Annotated in this window: 15 protein-coding genes; 2 read left to right on the top strand and 13 right to left on the bottom strand. The window is 48.1% G+C overall.

Features of this window, described 5'->3' with window-relative positions; all coding sequences use genetic code 11:
* The 3 genes from VIM87_RS16080 to VIM87_RS16070 all read right to left on the bottom strand — a co-directional run.
* On the bottom strand, positions 1 to 329 hold a 329-nt coding region (locus VIM87_RS16080), incomplete at its 3' end, for a 2'-5' RNA ligase family protein (protein WP_414649651.1).
* A 46-nt stretch (positions 330 to 375) separates the two neighbouring features.
* Positions 376 to 1,116, bottom strand: coding sequence for a response regulator transcription factor (locus VIM87_RS16075; RefSeq protein ID WP_331997978.1), 741 nt, complete (start codon positions 1,114 to 1,116; stop codon positions 376 to 378).
* Positions 1,117 to 1,353: 237 nt separating this feature from the next.
* Positions 1,354 to 2,787, bottom strand: a complete 1,434-nt coding sequence (locus VIM87_RS16070; protein WP_331997977.1) for an alpha-L-fucosidase — start codon at positions 2,785 to 2,787, stop codon at positions 1,354 to 1,356.
* 145 nt (positions 2,788 to 2,932) lie between these two features.
* Between VIM87_RS16070 and VIM87_RS16065 the strand changes: the two genes are divergently transcribed.
* Positions 2,933 to 3,100, top strand: a complete 168-nt coding sequence (locus VIM87_RS16065) for a DUF6728 family protein (protein ID WP_331997976.1) — start codon at positions 2,933 to 2,935, stop codon at positions 3,098 to 3,100.
* Positions 3,101 to 3,174: 74 nt separating this feature from the next.
* Here the strand turns inward: VIM87_RS16065 and lpxB are convergent, their stop codons facing one another.
* From lpxB to metG, 8 genes are all read right to left on the bottom strand, one after another.
* Positions 3,175 to 4,284 carry a lipid-A-disaccharide synthase gene (gene lpxB, locus VIM87_RS16060; protein WP_331997975.1) on the bottom strand — a complete coding sequence of 370 codons (1,110 nt, stop codon included), beginning with the start codon at positions 4,282 to 4,284 and terminating at the stop codon, positions 3,175 to 3,177.
* Between the two features lie 165 nt (positions 4,285 to 4,449).
* The gene (locus VIM87_RS16055) at positions 4,450 to 4,752 is read right to left on the bottom strand and encodes a hypothetical protein (RefSeq protein ID WP_331997974.1); all 303 of its coding nucleotides are present in this window, start codon (positions 4,750 to 4,752) and stop codon (positions 4,450 to 4,452) included.
* Positions 4,753 to 4,785: 33 nt separating this feature from the next.
* Positions 4,786 to 5,562 carry a 5'/3'-nucleotidase SurE gene (gene surE, locus VIM87_RS16050; RefSeq protein ID WP_331997973.1) on the bottom strand — a complete coding sequence of 259 codons (777 nt, stop codon included), beginning with the start codon at positions 5,560 to 5,562 and terminating at the stop codon, positions 4,786 to 4,788.
* 52 nt (positions 5,563 to 5,614) lie between these two features.
* Positions 5,615 to 6,394 (bottom strand): ABC transporter permease, encoded by a 780-nt coding sequence (locus VIM87_RS16045; RefSeq protein WP_331997972.1) that lies wholly within the window; start codon positions 6,392 to 6,394, stop codon positions 5,615 to 5,617.
* 5 nt (positions 6,395 to 6,399) lie between these two features.
* Positions 6,400 to 7,287 (bottom strand): ABC transporter ATP-binding protein, encoded by an 888-nt coding sequence (locus VIM87_RS16040; RefSeq protein WP_331997971.1) that lies wholly within the window; start codon positions 7,285 to 7,287, stop codon positions 6,400 to 6,402.
* Between the two features lie 95 nt (positions 7,288 to 7,382).
* Complete coding sequence (locus tag VIM87_RS16035; RefSeq protein ID WP_331997970.1) at positions 7,383 to 9,782, bottom strand: 3-hydroxyacyl-CoA dehydrogenase/enoyl-CoA hydratase family protein; 2,400 nt, start codon at positions 9,780 to 9,782, stop codon at positions 7,383 to 7,385.
* Between the two features lie 26 nt (positions 9,783 to 9,808).
* A complete protein-coding gene (locus VIM87_RS16030) occupies positions 9,809 to 10,177 on the bottom strand; it encodes a four helix bundle protein (protein WP_331997969.1) in 369 nt (122 codons plus the stop codon).
* A 107-nt stretch (positions 10,178 to 10,284) separates the two neighbouring features.
* Positions 10,285 to 12,366 carry a methionine--tRNA ligase gene (gene metG / locus VIM87_RS16025; protein ID WP_331997968.1) on the bottom strand — a complete coding sequence of 694 codons (2,082 nt, stop codon included), beginning with the start codon at positions 12,364 to 12,366 and terminating at the stop codon, positions 10,285 to 10,287.
* 171 nt (positions 12,367 to 12,537) lie between these two features.
* Between metG and VIM87_RS16020 the strand changes: the two genes are divergently transcribed.
* Positions 12,538 to 13,449, top strand: a complete 912-nt coding sequence (locus tag VIM87_RS16020; protein ID WP_331997967.1) for an LD-carboxypeptidase — start codon at positions 12,538 to 12,540, stop codon at positions 13,447 to 13,449.
* 99 nt (positions 13,450 to 13,548) lie between these two features.
* Here VIM87_RS16020 and VIM87_RS16015 read toward each other — a convergent pair whose 3' ends face one another.
* Complete coding sequence (locus VIM87_RS16015) at positions 13,549 to 14,361, bottom strand: HesA/MoeB/ThiF family protein (RefSeq protein ID WP_331997966.1); 813 nt, start codon at positions 14,359 to 14,361, stop codon at positions 13,549 to 13,551.
* 106 nt (positions 14,362 to 14,467) lie between these two features.
* Complete coding sequence (locus tag VIM87_RS16010) at positions 14,468 to 15,832, bottom strand: HAMP domain-containing sensor histidine kinase (protein WP_331997965.1); 1,365 nt, start codon at positions 15,830 to 15,832, stop codon at positions 14,468 to 14,470.
* Between the last annotated feature and the right edge of the window lie 66 nt (positions 15,833 to 15,898).

The following is a 15,898-nucleotide window of genomic DNA, read 5'->3' as shown; positions in this document are numbered from 1 at the left end:
GCGGTAAAGGGCACCTGCAGGGTAATGTGTGGCAATACCTTCAGCGCAAAACGCGCCCCGTAATGTTCCGCAAATTCCTGCTTCAGGCGAATGATCTCCTTGCCTGCTTCTGCGGTGGGTAAAAGGGCTATGAAATAGATCTTTTTCTCCTGCCTGGGCGGTTTGTTGAATCGTCTTTTGGGTGCAGGCCGGTTGTTGCCCTGGTTAAACCGGTTGCCCCGGTTATAACTGTTTCCATGGTCCCTGTTGCCACCATAACCACCTTGTGAAGATGGACGGTTCTGCGCCACCCGTGGACGGTGGGATTGTTCTCCTCTTTCAAAGTTCATGACAAAAATATTGGGTTTAACACCTGTATGTTAAGTGTATAGGTATTTAGTGCTCTTTATGATCTTCCTGTTGTCCCTGATGATTTTCCTGCTCGGGTAGATTTAAACGAAATCCCACATTGTGTAATGTTTCCAATTGTATTTGCGGATCGGCCCGGAAATGTTTCCGCATGCGGGTAATAAAAACGTCCATGCTGCGGCCACTGAAGAAGCCCTCTTTGCCCCAAACGTTCAGCAGGATCTCTTCCCGCCTCAGGATCTGGTTGGCGTTCTCTTTAAAATAACGGATCAGGGCTACTTCCCGCGGGGTAATTACGCCTATGCGCACACCATTTTCATCTCTTACCTGCAGGCTTTCCGAGTTAAAAGTTAGTTTGCCTAAAGTAAATTCATTTTGTTCATTATGGGGCCGGGGTAAGGTCCTTTTTAAAAATACCTTGATCCTTGCCACCAGCTCATCGATGCTGAATGGTTTGGTAATATAATCATCGCCGCCCAGGCGGAACCCTTCCAGGCGGTCTTCGTCCAGTTTGCGGGAGGTAATAAAAAGAATAGGGATCAGCCCGTTTTTTTTCCTTATTTCCTGTGCCAGGGTAAACCCATCTTTCTTCGGCATCATCACATCCAGCAGGATCAGGTCAAAGTCCTCTTTCTGAAATTTCTTCCAGGCTATTTCGCCATCAAAACAAAGTACTACGTCAAACCCCTTTGATTCAAGATGCTTTTTGACAACGCCACCGAACTGGTAGTCATCATCAACCAGCAATATTTTTGCGATACGATTCATCTTAAATTAACAATGGGGATATGGTTAAAGCTTTATGGTTATAAGGTTCTTCGCTTTACTATGCGGGGGATAGTAACACCTGCAATATTGTTAATTTATTGTTGCCATCGCGTTAATAATTCGTTATTCCAAGTAATTTTTTAACAGCCATTAAAATCGAATTAACTAATTGAGATGCGCTTTTACAATAATTATATTATCATATCATGCGCATCTCATAATTAGGCTTCCTAACTATTACGATACATGATCTATGCGGATGGCTACGGCATGCTGCCAGGGTTTGCCCTGTATAGCAGCGGGTAAGCTGATCTCTACCACCTCTCCTGTTTTTTTCCAGCTTAACTTTTCTTTAGCGCCCAGCATGATCATCTTGGCTCCTTTGGCGGGGGTAAGGCCTTTAAAGGAAATGGTGGCCGGCAGCTTTTCATTCTCACCCAACAGGTATATTGCATATACACTGCCATCTTTTTTAGTGGTGAAACATACCTTCCCGTCTTTATAGGGCGCTATGGCGCGGGTGCCATAGATAGCATCCCCATTCACCTGCATCCACAGGCCGATATTATGCATAGTGGTATAGGCCGCATCATGTAACTCCCCATCCGGGCCGGGGCCTACGTTCAACAGATAGTTGCCGCCTTTGGCCACAATGTCTACAAGATTGTGAATAATAGTGTTTACGGATTTGTAATGATCATCCGGCACATAAGACCAGGAGCCGGCCATCGTCATACAGGTTTCCCAGGGATAGCTCAGCGGCTTTTCGGGGATCTGCTGCTCCGGCGTACGGTAGTTTTCAAAAGGCCCGTGCACGCTGCGGTCTACCACTATAAGGCCCGGCTGGTGCTGCCGCGCCATTTTGGTAATACCCTCCATATTTATATCCTGGTTCTGCGGAGGTGTTTTAAGCCAGGAAAGTGATTCTGCGGTTTGGGTTTTCCGGGGACGTACCCAGCCCCCGTCCAGCCAAAGGATATCCAGCTTGCCATACCCGGTCATCAGCTCCTCTATCTGGTCGTAGGTATATTTCTTAAACTTTTCCCAGCGCTCGGGGTATCTGGTAATATCGTAGTTCACGTTACGGTCTTTGGGCGGAAAGTAAGACCACCAGTAATATTCCGTATGCCAGTCGGGCTTGGAGAAATAAGCCCCGGCATGAATGCCCTGCGCGCGGAATGCCTCAAACACCTCTTTGGCTATATTGGAACGGGGATCTTTGCTAAAGGGGCATTGGGGGCCGGTTACGCGATAGTCTGTTTGTTTGGTATCAAACATACAGAAACCATCGTGGTGTTTGGTGGTGAACACCAGGTACTTCATGCCGGCATCTTTAGCGGCTTTGGCCCATTTGGAGGGGTCAAACTTCACCGGGTTAAAGGTATTGCCCAGCTCCTCGTATTTTTTCAGGTACTCAAAATAAGGAATGCCGTATGGCTTGCGCTGGGTAAAACCTTCATCTTCCGGGCAAATACTCCAGGATTCTACTACCCCCCATTGAGAGTAGGGCCCCCAGTGCATGAGCAGGCCAAACTTCCAGTCCTGCCATTCATCCAGCTTTTGCAGTACGGCCGGATCTGTTTCAGGTACGTAGGGCGGCTCCGCATGCTCCTGGGCCTGTGCAGTGAACAGCGCCAACAGGGCGGCGGCAGTGATCCATAATTTGCGCATGATAATATTTGTGGTGTGAGTGATAGGTATATGACTTTGGGGAACAAAATAACAAATATTAGCACTATTCCCTTACAGTTCTTTACCTGTTTTGCATAGCATATTATCAACGGTTATAATACGGTGGGAGCTGTATCTTTGCCTTATGAAAAGTATCTGGCAGCAAATATTACGATACCTGTATATTGGCAAAAAAGATCCCGGGGCGCCGAAAACGCGTTATGTGGCTATGATGCACGGCATGAACCGGATCTCCATTTTACTGTTCCTGATCGCGCTGATCATTATGCTGATAAAGCTGATAAAACGATAAGAGATGTGCAAATATGCAGATGTGCAGATGTGCAAATGAATTAAAGCGAAGCCCAGCCCAGCATCTGCACATTTTCATATCTGCACATCCGCACATTTAACAATGATCTCAGCTGCCAGGCGGGAGGCGTTACGTTCTCCCAGGCGGCTCCATAAAGCGGCATAATCCGTCTGCATCTGCTGCCGGGTTTGTTCGTCCTTCAACAGCAGGGTCAGGGCTTTCAGCAGGTTCTCTTCTGTTAGCTCGTTCTGGATCAATTCCTTCACTACCGGCTTATCCATTACCAGGTTCACCAGCGAAATGTATTTTACCTTAATGAGGCGTTTTGCAAAAAAGTAAGAGATGGCGCTGCCTTTGTAGCACACTACTTCAGGTACCCCGAACAGGGCGGTTTCCAGGGTAGCGGTACCGGAGGTGACCAGCGCGGCCTGTGCCTGCCGCAGCAAAGCATAGGTTTGATTTTTTACGGTGGTTACATTGGGATGCTGGCCAATAAGCCCCTGTATAAACTCATCGTCCAGGCTGGGGGCCTGGGCTATTACAAACTGGTATTCCGGAAAATATTTGGCCATGGTAAGCATAATGGGCAGTTTGATGCTTACCTCCTGCTTACGGCTGCCGGGCAATATGGCTATGATGGGTTTGTCTGAAAAAGATACTGCTGCGGGTTTTGCTTTTTCTGCTTTGATCACCTCTACCAGCGGATGGCCTACAAACTCCACTTCGTACTGCCATTTCCGGTAAAAGTCCTGTTCAAAGGGCAGGATCACTATCATCTTATCTACACACTCCTTTATTTTTTTCACCCGGCTTTCTTTCCAGGCCCATACCTGGGGCGAGATATAGTAAACGATCTTATAACCTTCTTTTTTAGCCCATTCTGCAATGCGCAGGTTAAAACCGGGGTAGTCAATAAGCACCAGCACATCCGGCTGAAAGGCTTTGATATCTTCCTTGCAGCGGTCCATATTACGGAGAATGGTACGCAGGTTCATGGCCACTTCCACAAAACCCATAAAAGCCAGGTCGCGGTAATGTTTTACTACATGGCCGCCGGCCTGCTGCATCAGGTCACCGCCCCAGCAACGTATATCCGCTGCCGTATCCAGCTGTTTCATTTGCCGGATGAGGTTACTGCCATGCAGGTCGCCGGAGGCTTCGCCGGCTATGAGGTAATATTTCATGTGGCAAAAGTAGAACAATTGTTAATTACGAATTATTCAATTACGAATTAAAATGCAGCGGAGATTGCCTTATAATAGTCATTTTCGTATGTCTTCGTAATTAGCACTATTACATCGCGTAGTACTCAATTCGTAATTCGTAATTGAATAATTCGTAATTAAATCTTATCCGTGAACTAACTTCAGCAGCAAAATGGTGATGGCATACAGCATAGTTACCAGGAAAATACCTTTGGCGGTAATATCCCTTCTGTTGCGGGTGTACAGGTAAAACACCAGGCCATTCAGCAGCAGGCAAATACTAATTACTTTGGGGATCATTTGCCGGTTGGTGCTGAGGATGGTAATAAATTCCCCCAGCCCTATATGCTGCTTAAAAAGTATGAGCAGGTAATACAGGAAGAAACCAACAATAGGTGTTAGTAAGCCCAGCATAATGCCCAGGGGTAAATTGTCTTTCTTGAACATAACATAATTCATATGACGATATGCTAATGTGCTTTACAACTTCCACGTTTTTTCCATCTCCTCCTTCATCCGGTAATGCGTCAGGTCAAACTGCACGGGTACCAGTGAAGCATAGTTATTTTCCAGCGCCCATACATCCGTATCTTCTCCGGGATCCATATTCTTGAACTCACCGGTAAGCCAGTAATATTTTTTACCGTGCGGGTCGCGGCGCTCATCAAATGCTTCCACATACTTGGCGTTGGCCTGCCTGCATATCTTAATGCCTTTGAACTCGCGGGTATCGGCTATCACCGGTATATTAACGTTAAACAGGGTGTTGGGTGATACGTCGCTTTCCAGCAATTTCTTCGTTACATCATACGCTACCTGCTTGCTCAGTGTAAAATCAGCGGCAAAGCTGTAGTCCAGGTACGAGAAGCCAATGGAGGGAATGCCTTCAATGGCGGCCTCCATAGCGGCCGACATAGTGCCGGAGTAGATAATATTGATGGAGTGATTGGCGCCATGATTAATGCCACTCACACAAATGTCCGGTTTGCGGTGCAGTATTTTGTCGCGGGCCAGCTTTACACAATCTACCGGGGTACCGGAACATTGCCAGGCCTCTATCCCTTCAAACTGCTCCACCTGGTTCAGGCGTAAAGGTACCCCAATGGTAATGGCGTGTCCCTTGCCTGATTGCGGGCTGTCAGGCGCTACCACCACTACTTTACCCAGCGGGCGCACCGCTTCTATTAACGCATGTATGCCCGGCGCTGTTATGCCATCATCGTTGGTGACCAGTATGATCTTTTCGTCTGTTTCCACGTTCCGCTTTTTTTACTTGTTACAAATTTAGCATGTATTATCACATTTTATGTTAATAATCTGTTTTCAGCATTCTTCTGAAAACCAGGAAGATCATTAACCCAATGTATAAACATAACACGAGCAGGTAAACTCCATCATCATAATGGTCTGCATTGTTCATCAGCTTACCAATTACCGGGAAGGGTATCAGCTCGTCGCCTGTTTGCAGGGGCAGCAGGCCGCCTATTTCGCCAAAATTGCGTTTAAGCACCAATACCAGCACCTGTTCCACGATCATAATATAACACAGGTACAGCACAATGGCCAGGCCGGAGCGGCGTACCAGCACAGCTATCAGGGTGGCAATGCCCAGTGATAACAGCACCTGCAGCAGGTAATAGAAAAGATATTCAAAATTCTCAAAGCTGAGCGGATGGGCGCCATAGGCCAACCCCAGCACCAGCGCAGTAATAACAGTGGTTAAAAAAGCCAGCAGGCTCAGTGCAAGCCACCAGAAAAGCTTTGCCAGCACAAACTCACGCCGTTCCCATCCGTCAATAATATTTTGCCGGTGGGTTTTATAGGTAAATTCATTGGTGACCAATATGATCATTGGAATGGCGAACAGCGCAGTCATATAGCTGTTCACATTCGCAATGCTTTGCCAGATCAGGGGAAAGTCATACGGCGCTACCGCAATCAGCTCCTTGGTTTTGCTCACGATCTGGCTGGTGATCTCTGCGGCAATATAATTGCCTGCCGGGATAATGGCCACCGCCAGGCCCACCATTACCCAAAAGGCGCGGTAGGGCTTTATTTTCAGCCATTCAGTACGTATCAGATGCAGCATGTACGTTAGTTGTTGGTGATTTGCAGGAAAGCTTTTTCGAGGCTTTGTTTGCGTGTATACAAATGGTTGAGCCAAAGGCCCTGATCGGCACACCAGGCATTCAGCGTTGCCGGGTCTACCGGTTGTTTGAACACCACCTGTAAATGCTCCTGGCTGGAGATAATATGATCAAAGGCAGGGTGCTGGCTAATGACAGACATCAGCTTTGTATTATCGCTGCAGGAAAGCTCCACAAAATCTTCCCGCACAAGCACCTGGTTCACCGGGCCTGATAACAGCAGCTTTCCTTTTTGCAGGATGGCCACATGGGTACATACCTTTTCCACCTCATCCAGCAGGTGGCTGGCCAGTATAATGGTTTTACCCGTTTGCGCCAGCTGCTGGATCAGCTGCCGTACTTCTGCAATACCGGCGGGGTCCAGGCCATTGGTTGGCTCATCCAGGATCAGCACTTCCGGATCGCCCAGCATGGCGGATGCAATGGCCAGCCGCTGTTTCATACCCAGGGAATAGGTTTTGAAACGGGAGTGCTGCCGGGCCGTTAAGCCTGCAATGTCCAGCACACGTGGTATATCCTGCCCGGACTGTTGTTTAATAGAGGCGGCTACCTGCAGGTTCTGATAGGCCGACAGGTAGTGGTAAAAGTTGGGCGTTTCCAGCAGGGTGCCTATACGCTGCCGCTGGCGGGCCGTGGCCGGCGCATCCAGCAGGGTAAAAGTACCGGTATCTGCTTTTAATACATCGGTAACAATACCCAGCAACGTCGTTTTGCCGCTACCGTTAGGTCCCAGGATACCAAACACTGCGCCTTTGGGCACTTCAAAGCTAACGCCTGAAAGTGCCTGTATAGCCCCATATCGTTTGGAAATGTTCTGAAGAGAGAGGATGGACATATGCGGATTTACGATTTTAGATTTACGATCTTAGATTCGAGCGTGCTGACGGTAGCCTGTGATCAAATCTAAAATCGCAGATCGTAAATCTAAGATCAATTTCTGATGGGTTTACCGGTTTTAATAACACTTTGCAGGCGTTCCAGTGTTTTACGTTCGGCAGCCAGGCTTAAAAAGGCCTCCCGCTCCAGGTCCAGCAGGTATTGCTCACTTACCAGGGAGGTTTCGCTCAGGTCGCCCCCGCACATTACATAAGCCAGCTTAGCGCCTATTTTGGCATCATGCGCTGAAATATATTTCCCTACCTGCATAGCATTAATGCCGGCCAGCAAAGCGCCCAGCGCCGTGCGGCCCAGCACTTTTACATCTTTTCTTTCCTGCGGGCGGGTATATCCTTCATCCGCCAGTGTGATCACACTGCGCTTGGCATCGGCGATCAGGCGGCTCAGGTTCATGGTAATTTCATCTTTACCGGGGCGCAGAATGCCCAGGTCATAGGCTTCATGCGCGGCGGTAGCCACTTTAGCCATGGCTACGGTCATAAAGCGGTCTTTTAACGGCTCTTCCTCAATACGGCCTTCTTTAAACTCATCACTGGCGCGTACAGCCATTTCTTTGGTACCGCCGCCACCGGGAATTAAACCAACCCCCAGCTCTACCAGGCCGATGTAGGTTTCTGCAGCTGCCTGCACCTTATCTGCATGCAGGCACATTTCACAACCACCGCCCAGGGTAAGCGCATGCGGCGCCAATACTACCGGTATGGATGAATAACGGATACGCATAGTGGTTTTCTGGAACAGGCGCACAGCCATATCCAGCTCATCATACTCCTGCTCTGCTGCCAGCATAAAGATCATGCCTACGTTGGCGCCGGCAGAAAAGTTAGCGCCATCATTGCCGATCACCAGCCCGCGAAAATCTTTTTCTGCGCGGTCTATGGCTTTGTTCACGCCTTCCAGCACTTCGCCGCCAATGGTGTTCATCTTGGTTTTCCAGTCCAGCCCTACTACTCCATCGCCCAGGTCATACAGATTGCAGGCGCTGTTCTTCCACACCACGTTATTGCTCAGGTTTTCGAGGATGATAAAGGTCTCGGCTCCCGGCACCAGCTTGTAGGCCTGGGTAGCTACTTCGTAATAATATTTTTTGCCGTTCTCTACTTTATAAAAAGCTTTGATGCCTTTAGCCAGCATCTCTTTCACCCAGGCGGCCGGTGCAAAGCCTTTTTCTTCCATGGCCTTTACCGTGGCTTCCACGCCCAGCAGGTCCCAGGTTTCAAAGGCGCCTATCTCCCAGCCAAAGCCGGCTTTCATAGCATCATCCACCTTGTAAATATCATCTGCTATTTCCGGGATACGGTGAGAGATATACGAAAACAGCTGCGCATGGAATAACTGGTAGAACTGTCCGGCTTTATCCGTAGCCGCGTTCAGCATACGAATGCGCTGTTTCAGGTCCTCTATGGGTTTGGCGGCTTCAATGCTGCCAAACTTAGGCCGCTGCTTAGGGCCGTATTCCATGGTTTGCAGGTTCAGCGTGAGGATCTCCTTACCGCCTTCCCCTTTAGTTTTTTTATAAAAACCCTGACCGGTCTTATCGCCCAGCCAGTTGTTCTCCACTACTTTTTGCAGGAAAGGCGGGATCTCAAAGATCTTACGCGCCTCATCCTGCGGACAGTTATCCGCCACGCCTTTGGCTACTTTTACCAGCGTATCAATACCTACTACATCAGCGGTACGGAAAGTGGCGGATTTGGGCCGGCCTATTACCGGGCCGGTGAGCGCATCTATTTCATCAATGCTTAAGCTCATCTCCTGCATAATGTGGAAGATGGCCATGATAGAGAACACGCCTATCCTGTTGGCTATAAAGGCCGGTGTATCTTTACACAGTACGGTGGTTTTACCTAAATACAGGTCACCGTAATGCATGAGAAAATCTATTACTTCCGGATCGGTATGCGGGGTGGGAATGATCTCCAGCAAACGCAGGTACCGCGGAGGATTGAAGAAGTGTGTACCGCAGAAATATTTTTTGAAATCATCACTCCGGCCTTCTGTCATTAAATGAATGGGAATGCCGGATGTGTTGGAGGTGATGAAGGTGCCGGGCTTGCGGTATTTTTCAACCTGTTCAAATACGGAACGTTTAATGTCCAGGTTTTCTACTACTACTTCTATTACCCAATCGCAATCGGCTATGCGGGGCATATCATCTGTAAAGTTGCCGGTTTGAATGCGTTTTACCACATCTTTTGTAAATACCGGTGAAGGGTTTGATTTGAGTACGGATTGCAGGGCTTCATTTACAATACGGTTTTTCACAACGGGGCTGTCCAGGGTTAACTTTTTAGCCTGCTCGGCTGCGTTGGGTTCTTTAGGGGCAATGTCCAGTAATAACACCTGCACTCCAATGCCGGCAAAGTGGCAGGCAATACGGGAACCCATTACACCGGAACCAAGGACGGCAATTTTATTAATGTGTCTTTTCATAGCTTTTAGCTTTTAGCCATTGGCAGTTAGCCATTTGTGCGGTTACTCTTTAACTTTTCGATTAATGAATTTAGCATTTTTTGCACTTCATTGATCAACGGGAAAATTTTTTCTGTTTTTTCCTTTAAGGTATCATATACCTTACTTGTTATCAGCAACTGGCTTTCTATTTCAAAGGCTGATCCTATTGCATCTTCCAGGAATCTTCGAAAATGTGCATCTGTTGATTTTGCACACCCCTCTGCTATATTACTTGCAATAGAAATGGCCGCCCTCCTTAATTGAGTAACAAGACAAAATTTTTCTTCTGAAGGAAAGAGCTGAGTGATTTTATATATTTCTACGCTTAGTTCCATAGATTTTTGCCAAACGTGGAGATTTCTAAAATTCCTCATGGGAGCAGTTTTAATGAAGATAACAAAAAAGCCAATGTAAGCAGCTTACATTGGCTTTTCTAAAAGCTAAAGACTAACAGCTAATGGCTAATAGCTAACAGCTATTTTCAGCTTACCCCGCTACCCGGGCTCACCATCTCTGCCGGGTTCACAAACACCAGCTTCCCGTTATCCTCTGCCATCAGGATCATACCCTGACTTTCAATACCTCTCATTTTGCGGGGGGCCAGGTTGGCTACCAGCGTTACCTGCTTGCCTACAATATCTTCCGGCTTAAAGTGCATGGCAATACCGGAAACGACTGTACGTTTTTCCGTACCAAGATCAACTAACAGCTTTAACAGCTTATCGGCCTTCTCCACTTTTTCGGCCTGTATAATAGTACCTACACGCAGGTCCAGCTTGGCGAAATCATCGAACTGGATCTCTGCTTTGGGCGGCGCCACCGGTGCAGGCGGCGGTGTGGCAGGCGTAGTAACAGCAGCAGACTTTTTCAAACCTGCATGCAGCTTGTCTACCTGCGCTTTCACCTGCTCATCTTCCACCTTTTTGAACAACAGCTCCGGCGGACGCAGGCTATAACCTACGCTCACCAGCTTCAGGCTGCCGGCATTTTCCCATTCCAGCATACGGTCTACCACTTTCAGCATATGGCAGATCTTTTTAGCGGTGAACGGCAAAAAGGGATTACTGAAAATAGCCAGGTTGGCGGTGAGCTGTAAACACAGGTGCAAACAGTTATCTATCAGCTTTTGATTTTCCGCCTGCAGCTCCGGCGTTTTAGCCAGGATCCAGGGTTGTTTTTCCTGTAAGTAACGGTTGCCTTCACGGGCTGCATTCATCATTTCCTGCAGGGCATCGCGGAAGCGGAAATTCTCCAGCGCATCTTCTATTTTCTGTTTGGCTTCCTGCAATGCGTTTATTAACGCATCATCCTTTGCATCTTTTACATCGGCATGGAAAGCAGGCACTTTACCGTTGCATAATTTGTGCATCAGCACCATGGTACGGTTAATGAAGTTGCCGAAAATAGCTACCAGCTCGTTGTTATTACGGTCCTGGAAATCTTTCCAGGTAAAATCGTTATCCTTTGTTTCCGGTGCAGTGCTGCATAATACATAGCGCAGCACATCCTGCTGATCGGGAAAATCCTTCACGTACTCATGTACCCACACGGCCCAGTTGCGGGAGGTGGATACTTTCTCGCCCTCAATATTCAGGAACTCGTTGGCAGGTACATTTTCCGGCACTACAAAACCGCCATGGGCCTTTAACATGGCCGGGAAAATAATACAGTGGAACACGATGTTATCCTTGCCTATGAAGTGTACCAGCTTGGTATCGTCCTTACACCAGTAATCGGCCCAGTTGGGCGTTAGCTCTTTGGTGGCGGAAATGTAACCAATAGGCGCATCAAACCATACGTACAGCACTTTGCCTTCGGCATCGGGCAGCGGCACTTTAATGCCCCAGTTGCTGTCGCGCGTCATGGCGCGGCTTTGCAGGCCGTTATCCAGCCAGCTTTTACATTGGCCGTATACGTTATTCTTCCACTCTTTATGGCCTTCCAGCAGCCATTCCCTTAACCAGGGCTCATAGTCCTGCAGGGGCATGTACCAGTGCTTGGTCTTCTTTTTCACGGGCACGGCATCGCTCAGGGCAGAGCGGGGATTGATAAGCTCTTCCGGGCTCAGGGAAGTACCGCAGCGCTCACACTGATCGCCATAGGCCCGGTCATTGCCGCACACGGGACAGGTGCCCACAATGTAGCGGTCGGCCAGGAACATCTGTTTAACCTCGTCAAAATACTGCTCACTTTCTTTTTCTTCAAAGCGGCCGTCGTTATACATTTTCAGGAAAAAAGCGGCGGCAGTTTCATGATGCACCTGGCGCGAGGTACGGGAGAAAATATCAAAGGATATTCCCATCTCCGCAAAACTTTCGTTGATGATCTTGTAATACTTGTCTACAATATCCTGCGGGGTTACGTTCTCCTGCATGGCTTTGATGGTAATGGGCACGCCATGTTCATCTGTTCCGCCAATGAACTTTACATCGGCTTTTTTTGCACGCAGGTAACGTACGTAAATATCCGCGGGTAAATAACAGCCCGCCAGGTGACCAATGTGCACCGGCCCGTTAGCATAGGGTAACGCAGCTGTTATTAAATATCTATTAAATTTTGCCATATCCGTTTAAACAATACTTAAATGTTTGAAGGTTTGTTTGTTTTCTGGTTTATTGATTTATTTTGGACTGAAGTTTCCGGTGGAACTGTTTTCCAAAACATACCTCCTGCTTTTTATGAGGGAAGCGTAAACCGGCAAACCAGTCCGCAAAGGTAAATAAAGCGCATTAGAATGATGAAAATTCCCCCTTATCTGAAGAAAGGCGATCTTATAGGCATTACCTGCAGCAGTAGTAAAATGGAGCTGGCTGCAGCAGAATATGCGGCCGGTGTGATCAGCTCCTGGGGCTACCAGGTGCACCTGGGCATTACCGTAGGCACCAGCTTCCATAATTTTTCCGCCCCGGACGAGCTGCGGCTGGAAGAGCTGCAGTCCATGCTGGACGACCCGGAAATAAAAGCGATTGTATTTGGCCGTGGCGGTTATGGAATGATCTGCCTGCTGGATAAGCTGGATTTTACCCGCTTCCGCAAGCATCCCAAGTGGCTGTGCGGCTATAGTGATATTACTACCCTGCACACCCATGTACAACACCGGTATGGTATTGCCACCCTGCACTCCCTGATGTGCAGCGGCATTACTGAAGCCACTGCGGAAAATGTGTATGTGGACAGCCTTCACCAGGCGCTGCGCGGCAAAGCCTATAAATATGCTGCGGCCCCGCATGAGCTGAACCGCCCCGGGGAAGCCAGCGGTGTGCTGGTAGGCGGTAATTTGTCATTGCTGGCCAACCTGTCGGGCACCAGGTCACAAATTGACACTAAGGGCAAGATCCTGCTGCTGGAGGACATCAGTGAGTACCGCTACAATGTGGACCGTATGATGTACAACCTGAAACGCGCCGGCTGGCTGGACAAGCTGGCAGGCCTGGTAGTAGGCGCTTTTGTAGATGGCAAGGAAACCACTACCCCTTTTGGTCAGAACGAATTTGAGATCATCCAGAATATCGTAAAAGATTACAAATACCCCGTGTGCTACGACTTTCCCTCCGGGCACCAGGTGGAGAATTATGCCCTGCGGCTGGGAGTAAAACACCAGCTAAAGGTAGGCGCTAAAGGCAGTACGCTTTATACGGCCAAATAGAATTAATAATGAAGAATGAATAATTAATAATCATGAAGGCTGGTTTTACGTTGAAATGCCAGTGACCACTATTATTAATTATTCATTCTTAATTGTTAATTAATCCTCCACATCCGGCACAATCTCCAATCCATAGTCTTCAGCGGTTAAAATGCCTGCTGCTTTCGTTTGGGCGATCAGATCCCTATCCGGTGTAAGGTTATGACTTCTGAACTGGTTGTGCAGGTAATCCATGCTGTATAGCTTATTTACAAGGCCATCCGGTACCGCTACCAGGTATTTCAGTATTTCATTCACCATCAGCAAACCGGTAGCGCCGTGGGTAACGCCCATGGCCCCTGCGTCGAAATTGCGGTAGGTTTCCGTGAGGGCGGCGCTGCAGCGGTAAGAGGCAGAGGGCGCGCCATCCGGCTGCGGGATGTTATATCCTGCCCACCATGACACCCAGTTATGCACCTCCCCTATCACAAACGGTTTTTCATGCAGCACACAGGCATCGTTCACCACCAGGTGGGTGGGTATATGCTGGGAGCAGTCAATCACCAGGTCCATTTCAGTGATCAGCTGCACCACATTTTCCGGTTTTATCTGCACCAGCAAAGGATAATGCTTCGTGAAAGGATTAGTGGCCCATAAACGGCTGGAGGCCATTTTAGCTTTATGCTTACGCAGGTCCTGCATCTGGTAAATGGGCTGGCGGTACATATCCTCATCCGTGATCACGCCATAGTCTGCAATGCCTATCACACCAATGCCACTGGCGCTGAGATATTGTATCACCGGGCATCCCAGGCCACCGGCCCCTATTACCAATACCCTGGATGCTTTAAGTTTTTCCTGCATAGCCAGGCCCATACCGGGTACGGCTATGGGGTGCCGGAAGTGTTGTATTTCTTTCTCTGTTAATGCCATGCTATAAATGCTAAATGCTGAATGCTACGTTTAATGCTAAAGCTCATGATGCTGCGCCTGCAACAAAACGCAAACAGCGTTCAGCATTCGGCGTTAAGCATTGAGCCTACTCCTGCGGAAATTCTAAAGTGAATTTGCTGCCCTTGCCCAAAGCGCTATCTACCTTTATTTTGCCTTTGTGGGCATCCACAATGGCTTTTACGTAGCTGAGGCCCAGGCCAAAACCTTTTACGTTATGCACGTTACCGGTATGGGCGCGGTAAAATTTTTCAAAGATACGCGAAATCGTATCCCGGCTCATACCAATGCCATTATCTGAAATGGTGATCACAATGCTTTTGCGGGTGTTATAGGTGCTGATCATTACTTCCAGGTGCTGCTTGGAGTACTTGATGGCATTATCCAGCAGGTTAAAGATCACGTTGGAAAAATGCACATCATCTGCTTTAATGATAGGGTTGATAGCATCCAGCCGCAGCTCCACCCGCCCGTTCTTGGAAGCCATTTGCAGCTGCAGGTTATCCACGGTATGCTGTATCACCTCATGCACATCCAGCACCTGCAGGTTCAGGCCTATTTCGTTCTTTTCCAGCAGGGCAGATTGCAGAATGCTTTCCACCTGTTTATTCATGCGTTTATTCTCTTCTTTAATGATGCCGGAGAAGTACTGGATCTTTTCCTTATTATCCATCACCTTATGGTTGCCAATGGCGTCTATTGCCAGGGAAATGGTAGCCAGCGGGGTTTTCAGCTCATGCGTCATGTTATTGATGAAGTCTGATTTTATTTCCGATAGCTTTTTCTGGTTCAGCAAGGTCCGGATAGTAAGGGCAAAGGCAGTGACTATGATTAGTGTAAACAGTACACAACCGGCTATTACCCATCCCAGCCAGCGCAGGATGGAGAGGTTATTGTTGGGGAATATAATATACAACAATTCGGTGCGGTCCGTCAACAGATCGAGGCTGCTGACGAGGGGAACACTTTGTATGGAATAATCCAGGGTGTCCTTATTGGCCAGGTTCATATGATCGGAAAAGTGCGCCGACTGCAGCTTTACAACAATCTTGTCGTTGCTTAAGCTGCTTCTGCCCACAATGCCGAAGTCAATATCCGTATCCAGTTTTTGCTTATGTAATATACTGTCTATCAATTGCTCTACTTCGTCGGTTGTAAAGCGGTCGCTTACGTCTACGGTTATATTACTCAGCTCATATCTTTCGAGGGTAAAGCTGTTATCCGCCCCTTTGCTCAGGGCAGTGCCTCCCATTTTAAACCGGATGGGCGGGGCCTGGCGGCGCACCATTTCATCGCGCACATTCATCAGCACATTGAGGAAACGCTGCTCCATCTGCTCTTTGCGCAAAATGGCCGCATTGCGGATCCAGCTGACCTGTATTACAATAATACCCAGCAGCGAAAGGGTGATAAGCACAACGATGATCGGAAATGTTTTCTTTAACGGTAGCATGTATTTTGTAAAAACTTAAATAAGCAAGTATCTGATTTGTAACTTTCTAAGATAATATTAAGTGTC

Source organism: Chitinophaga sp. (assembly GCF_036569125.1).
GTDB lineage: Bacteria > Bacteroidota > Bacteroidia > Chitinophagales > Chitinophagaceae > Chitinophaga.
The sequence above is the reverse complement of the archived record's forward strand: the minus strand, read 5'-3'. Positions and strand labels throughout refer to the sequence as shown.

What these genes read in the sequence shown, in the direction of transcription:
- VIM87_RS16075 (WP_331997978.1), bottom strand. Translation starts at nt 1,116, where the DNA reads ATGAATCGTATCGCAAAAATATTGCTGGTTGATGATGACTACCAGTTC.
- VIM87_RS16070 (WP_331997977.1), bottom strand. Translation starts at nt 2,787, where the DNA reads ATGCGCAAATTATGGATCACTGCCGCCGCCCTGTTGGCGCTGTTCACT.
- VIM87_RS16065 (WP_331997976.1), top strand. Translation starts at nt 2,933, where the DNA reads ATGAAAAGTATCTGGCAGCAAATATTACGATACCTGTATATTGGCAAA.
- lpxB (WP_331997975.1), bottom strand. Translation starts at nt 4,284, where the DNA reads ATGAAATATTACCTCATAGCCGGCGAAGCCTCCGGCGACCTGCATGGC.
- VIM87_RS16055 (WP_331997974.1), bottom strand. Translation starts at nt 4,752, where the DNA reads ATGTTCAAGAAAGACAATTTACCCCTGGGCATTATGCTGGGCTTACTA.
- VIM87_RS16045 (WP_331997972.1), bottom strand. Translation starts at nt 6,394, where the DNA reads ATGCTGCATCTGATACGTACTGAATGGCTGAAAATAAAGCCCTACCGC.
- VIM87_RS16040 (WP_331997971.1), bottom strand. Translation starts at nt 7,287, where the DNA reads ATGTCCATCCTCTCTCTTCAGAACATTTCCAAACGATATGGGGCTATA.
- VIM87_RS16035 (WP_331997970.1), bottom strand. Translation starts at nt 9,782, where the DNA reads ATGAAAAGACACATTAATAAAATTGCCGTCCTTGGTTCCGGTGTAATG.
- VIM87_RS16030 (WP_331997969.1), bottom strand. Translation starts at nt 10,177, where the DNA reads ATGAGGAATTTTAGAAATCTCCACGTTTGGCAAAAATCTATGGAACTA.
- metG (WP_331997968.1), bottom strand. Translation starts at nt 12,366, where the DNA reads ATGGCAAAATTTAATAGATATTTAATAACAGCTGCGTTACCCTATGCT.
- VIM87_RS16020 (WP_331997967.1), top strand. Translation starts at nt 12,538, where the DNA reads ATGATGAAAATTCCCCCTTATCTGAAGAAAGGCGATCTTATAGGCATT.
- VIM87_RS16015 (WP_331997966.1), bottom strand. Translation starts at nt 14,361, where the DNA reads ATGGCATTAACAGAGAAAGAAATACAACACTTCCGGCACCCCATAGCC.
- VIM87_RS16010 (WP_331997965.1), bottom strand. Translation starts at nt 15,832, where the DNA reads ATGCTACCGTTAAAGAAAACATTTCCGATCATCGTTGTGCTTATCACC.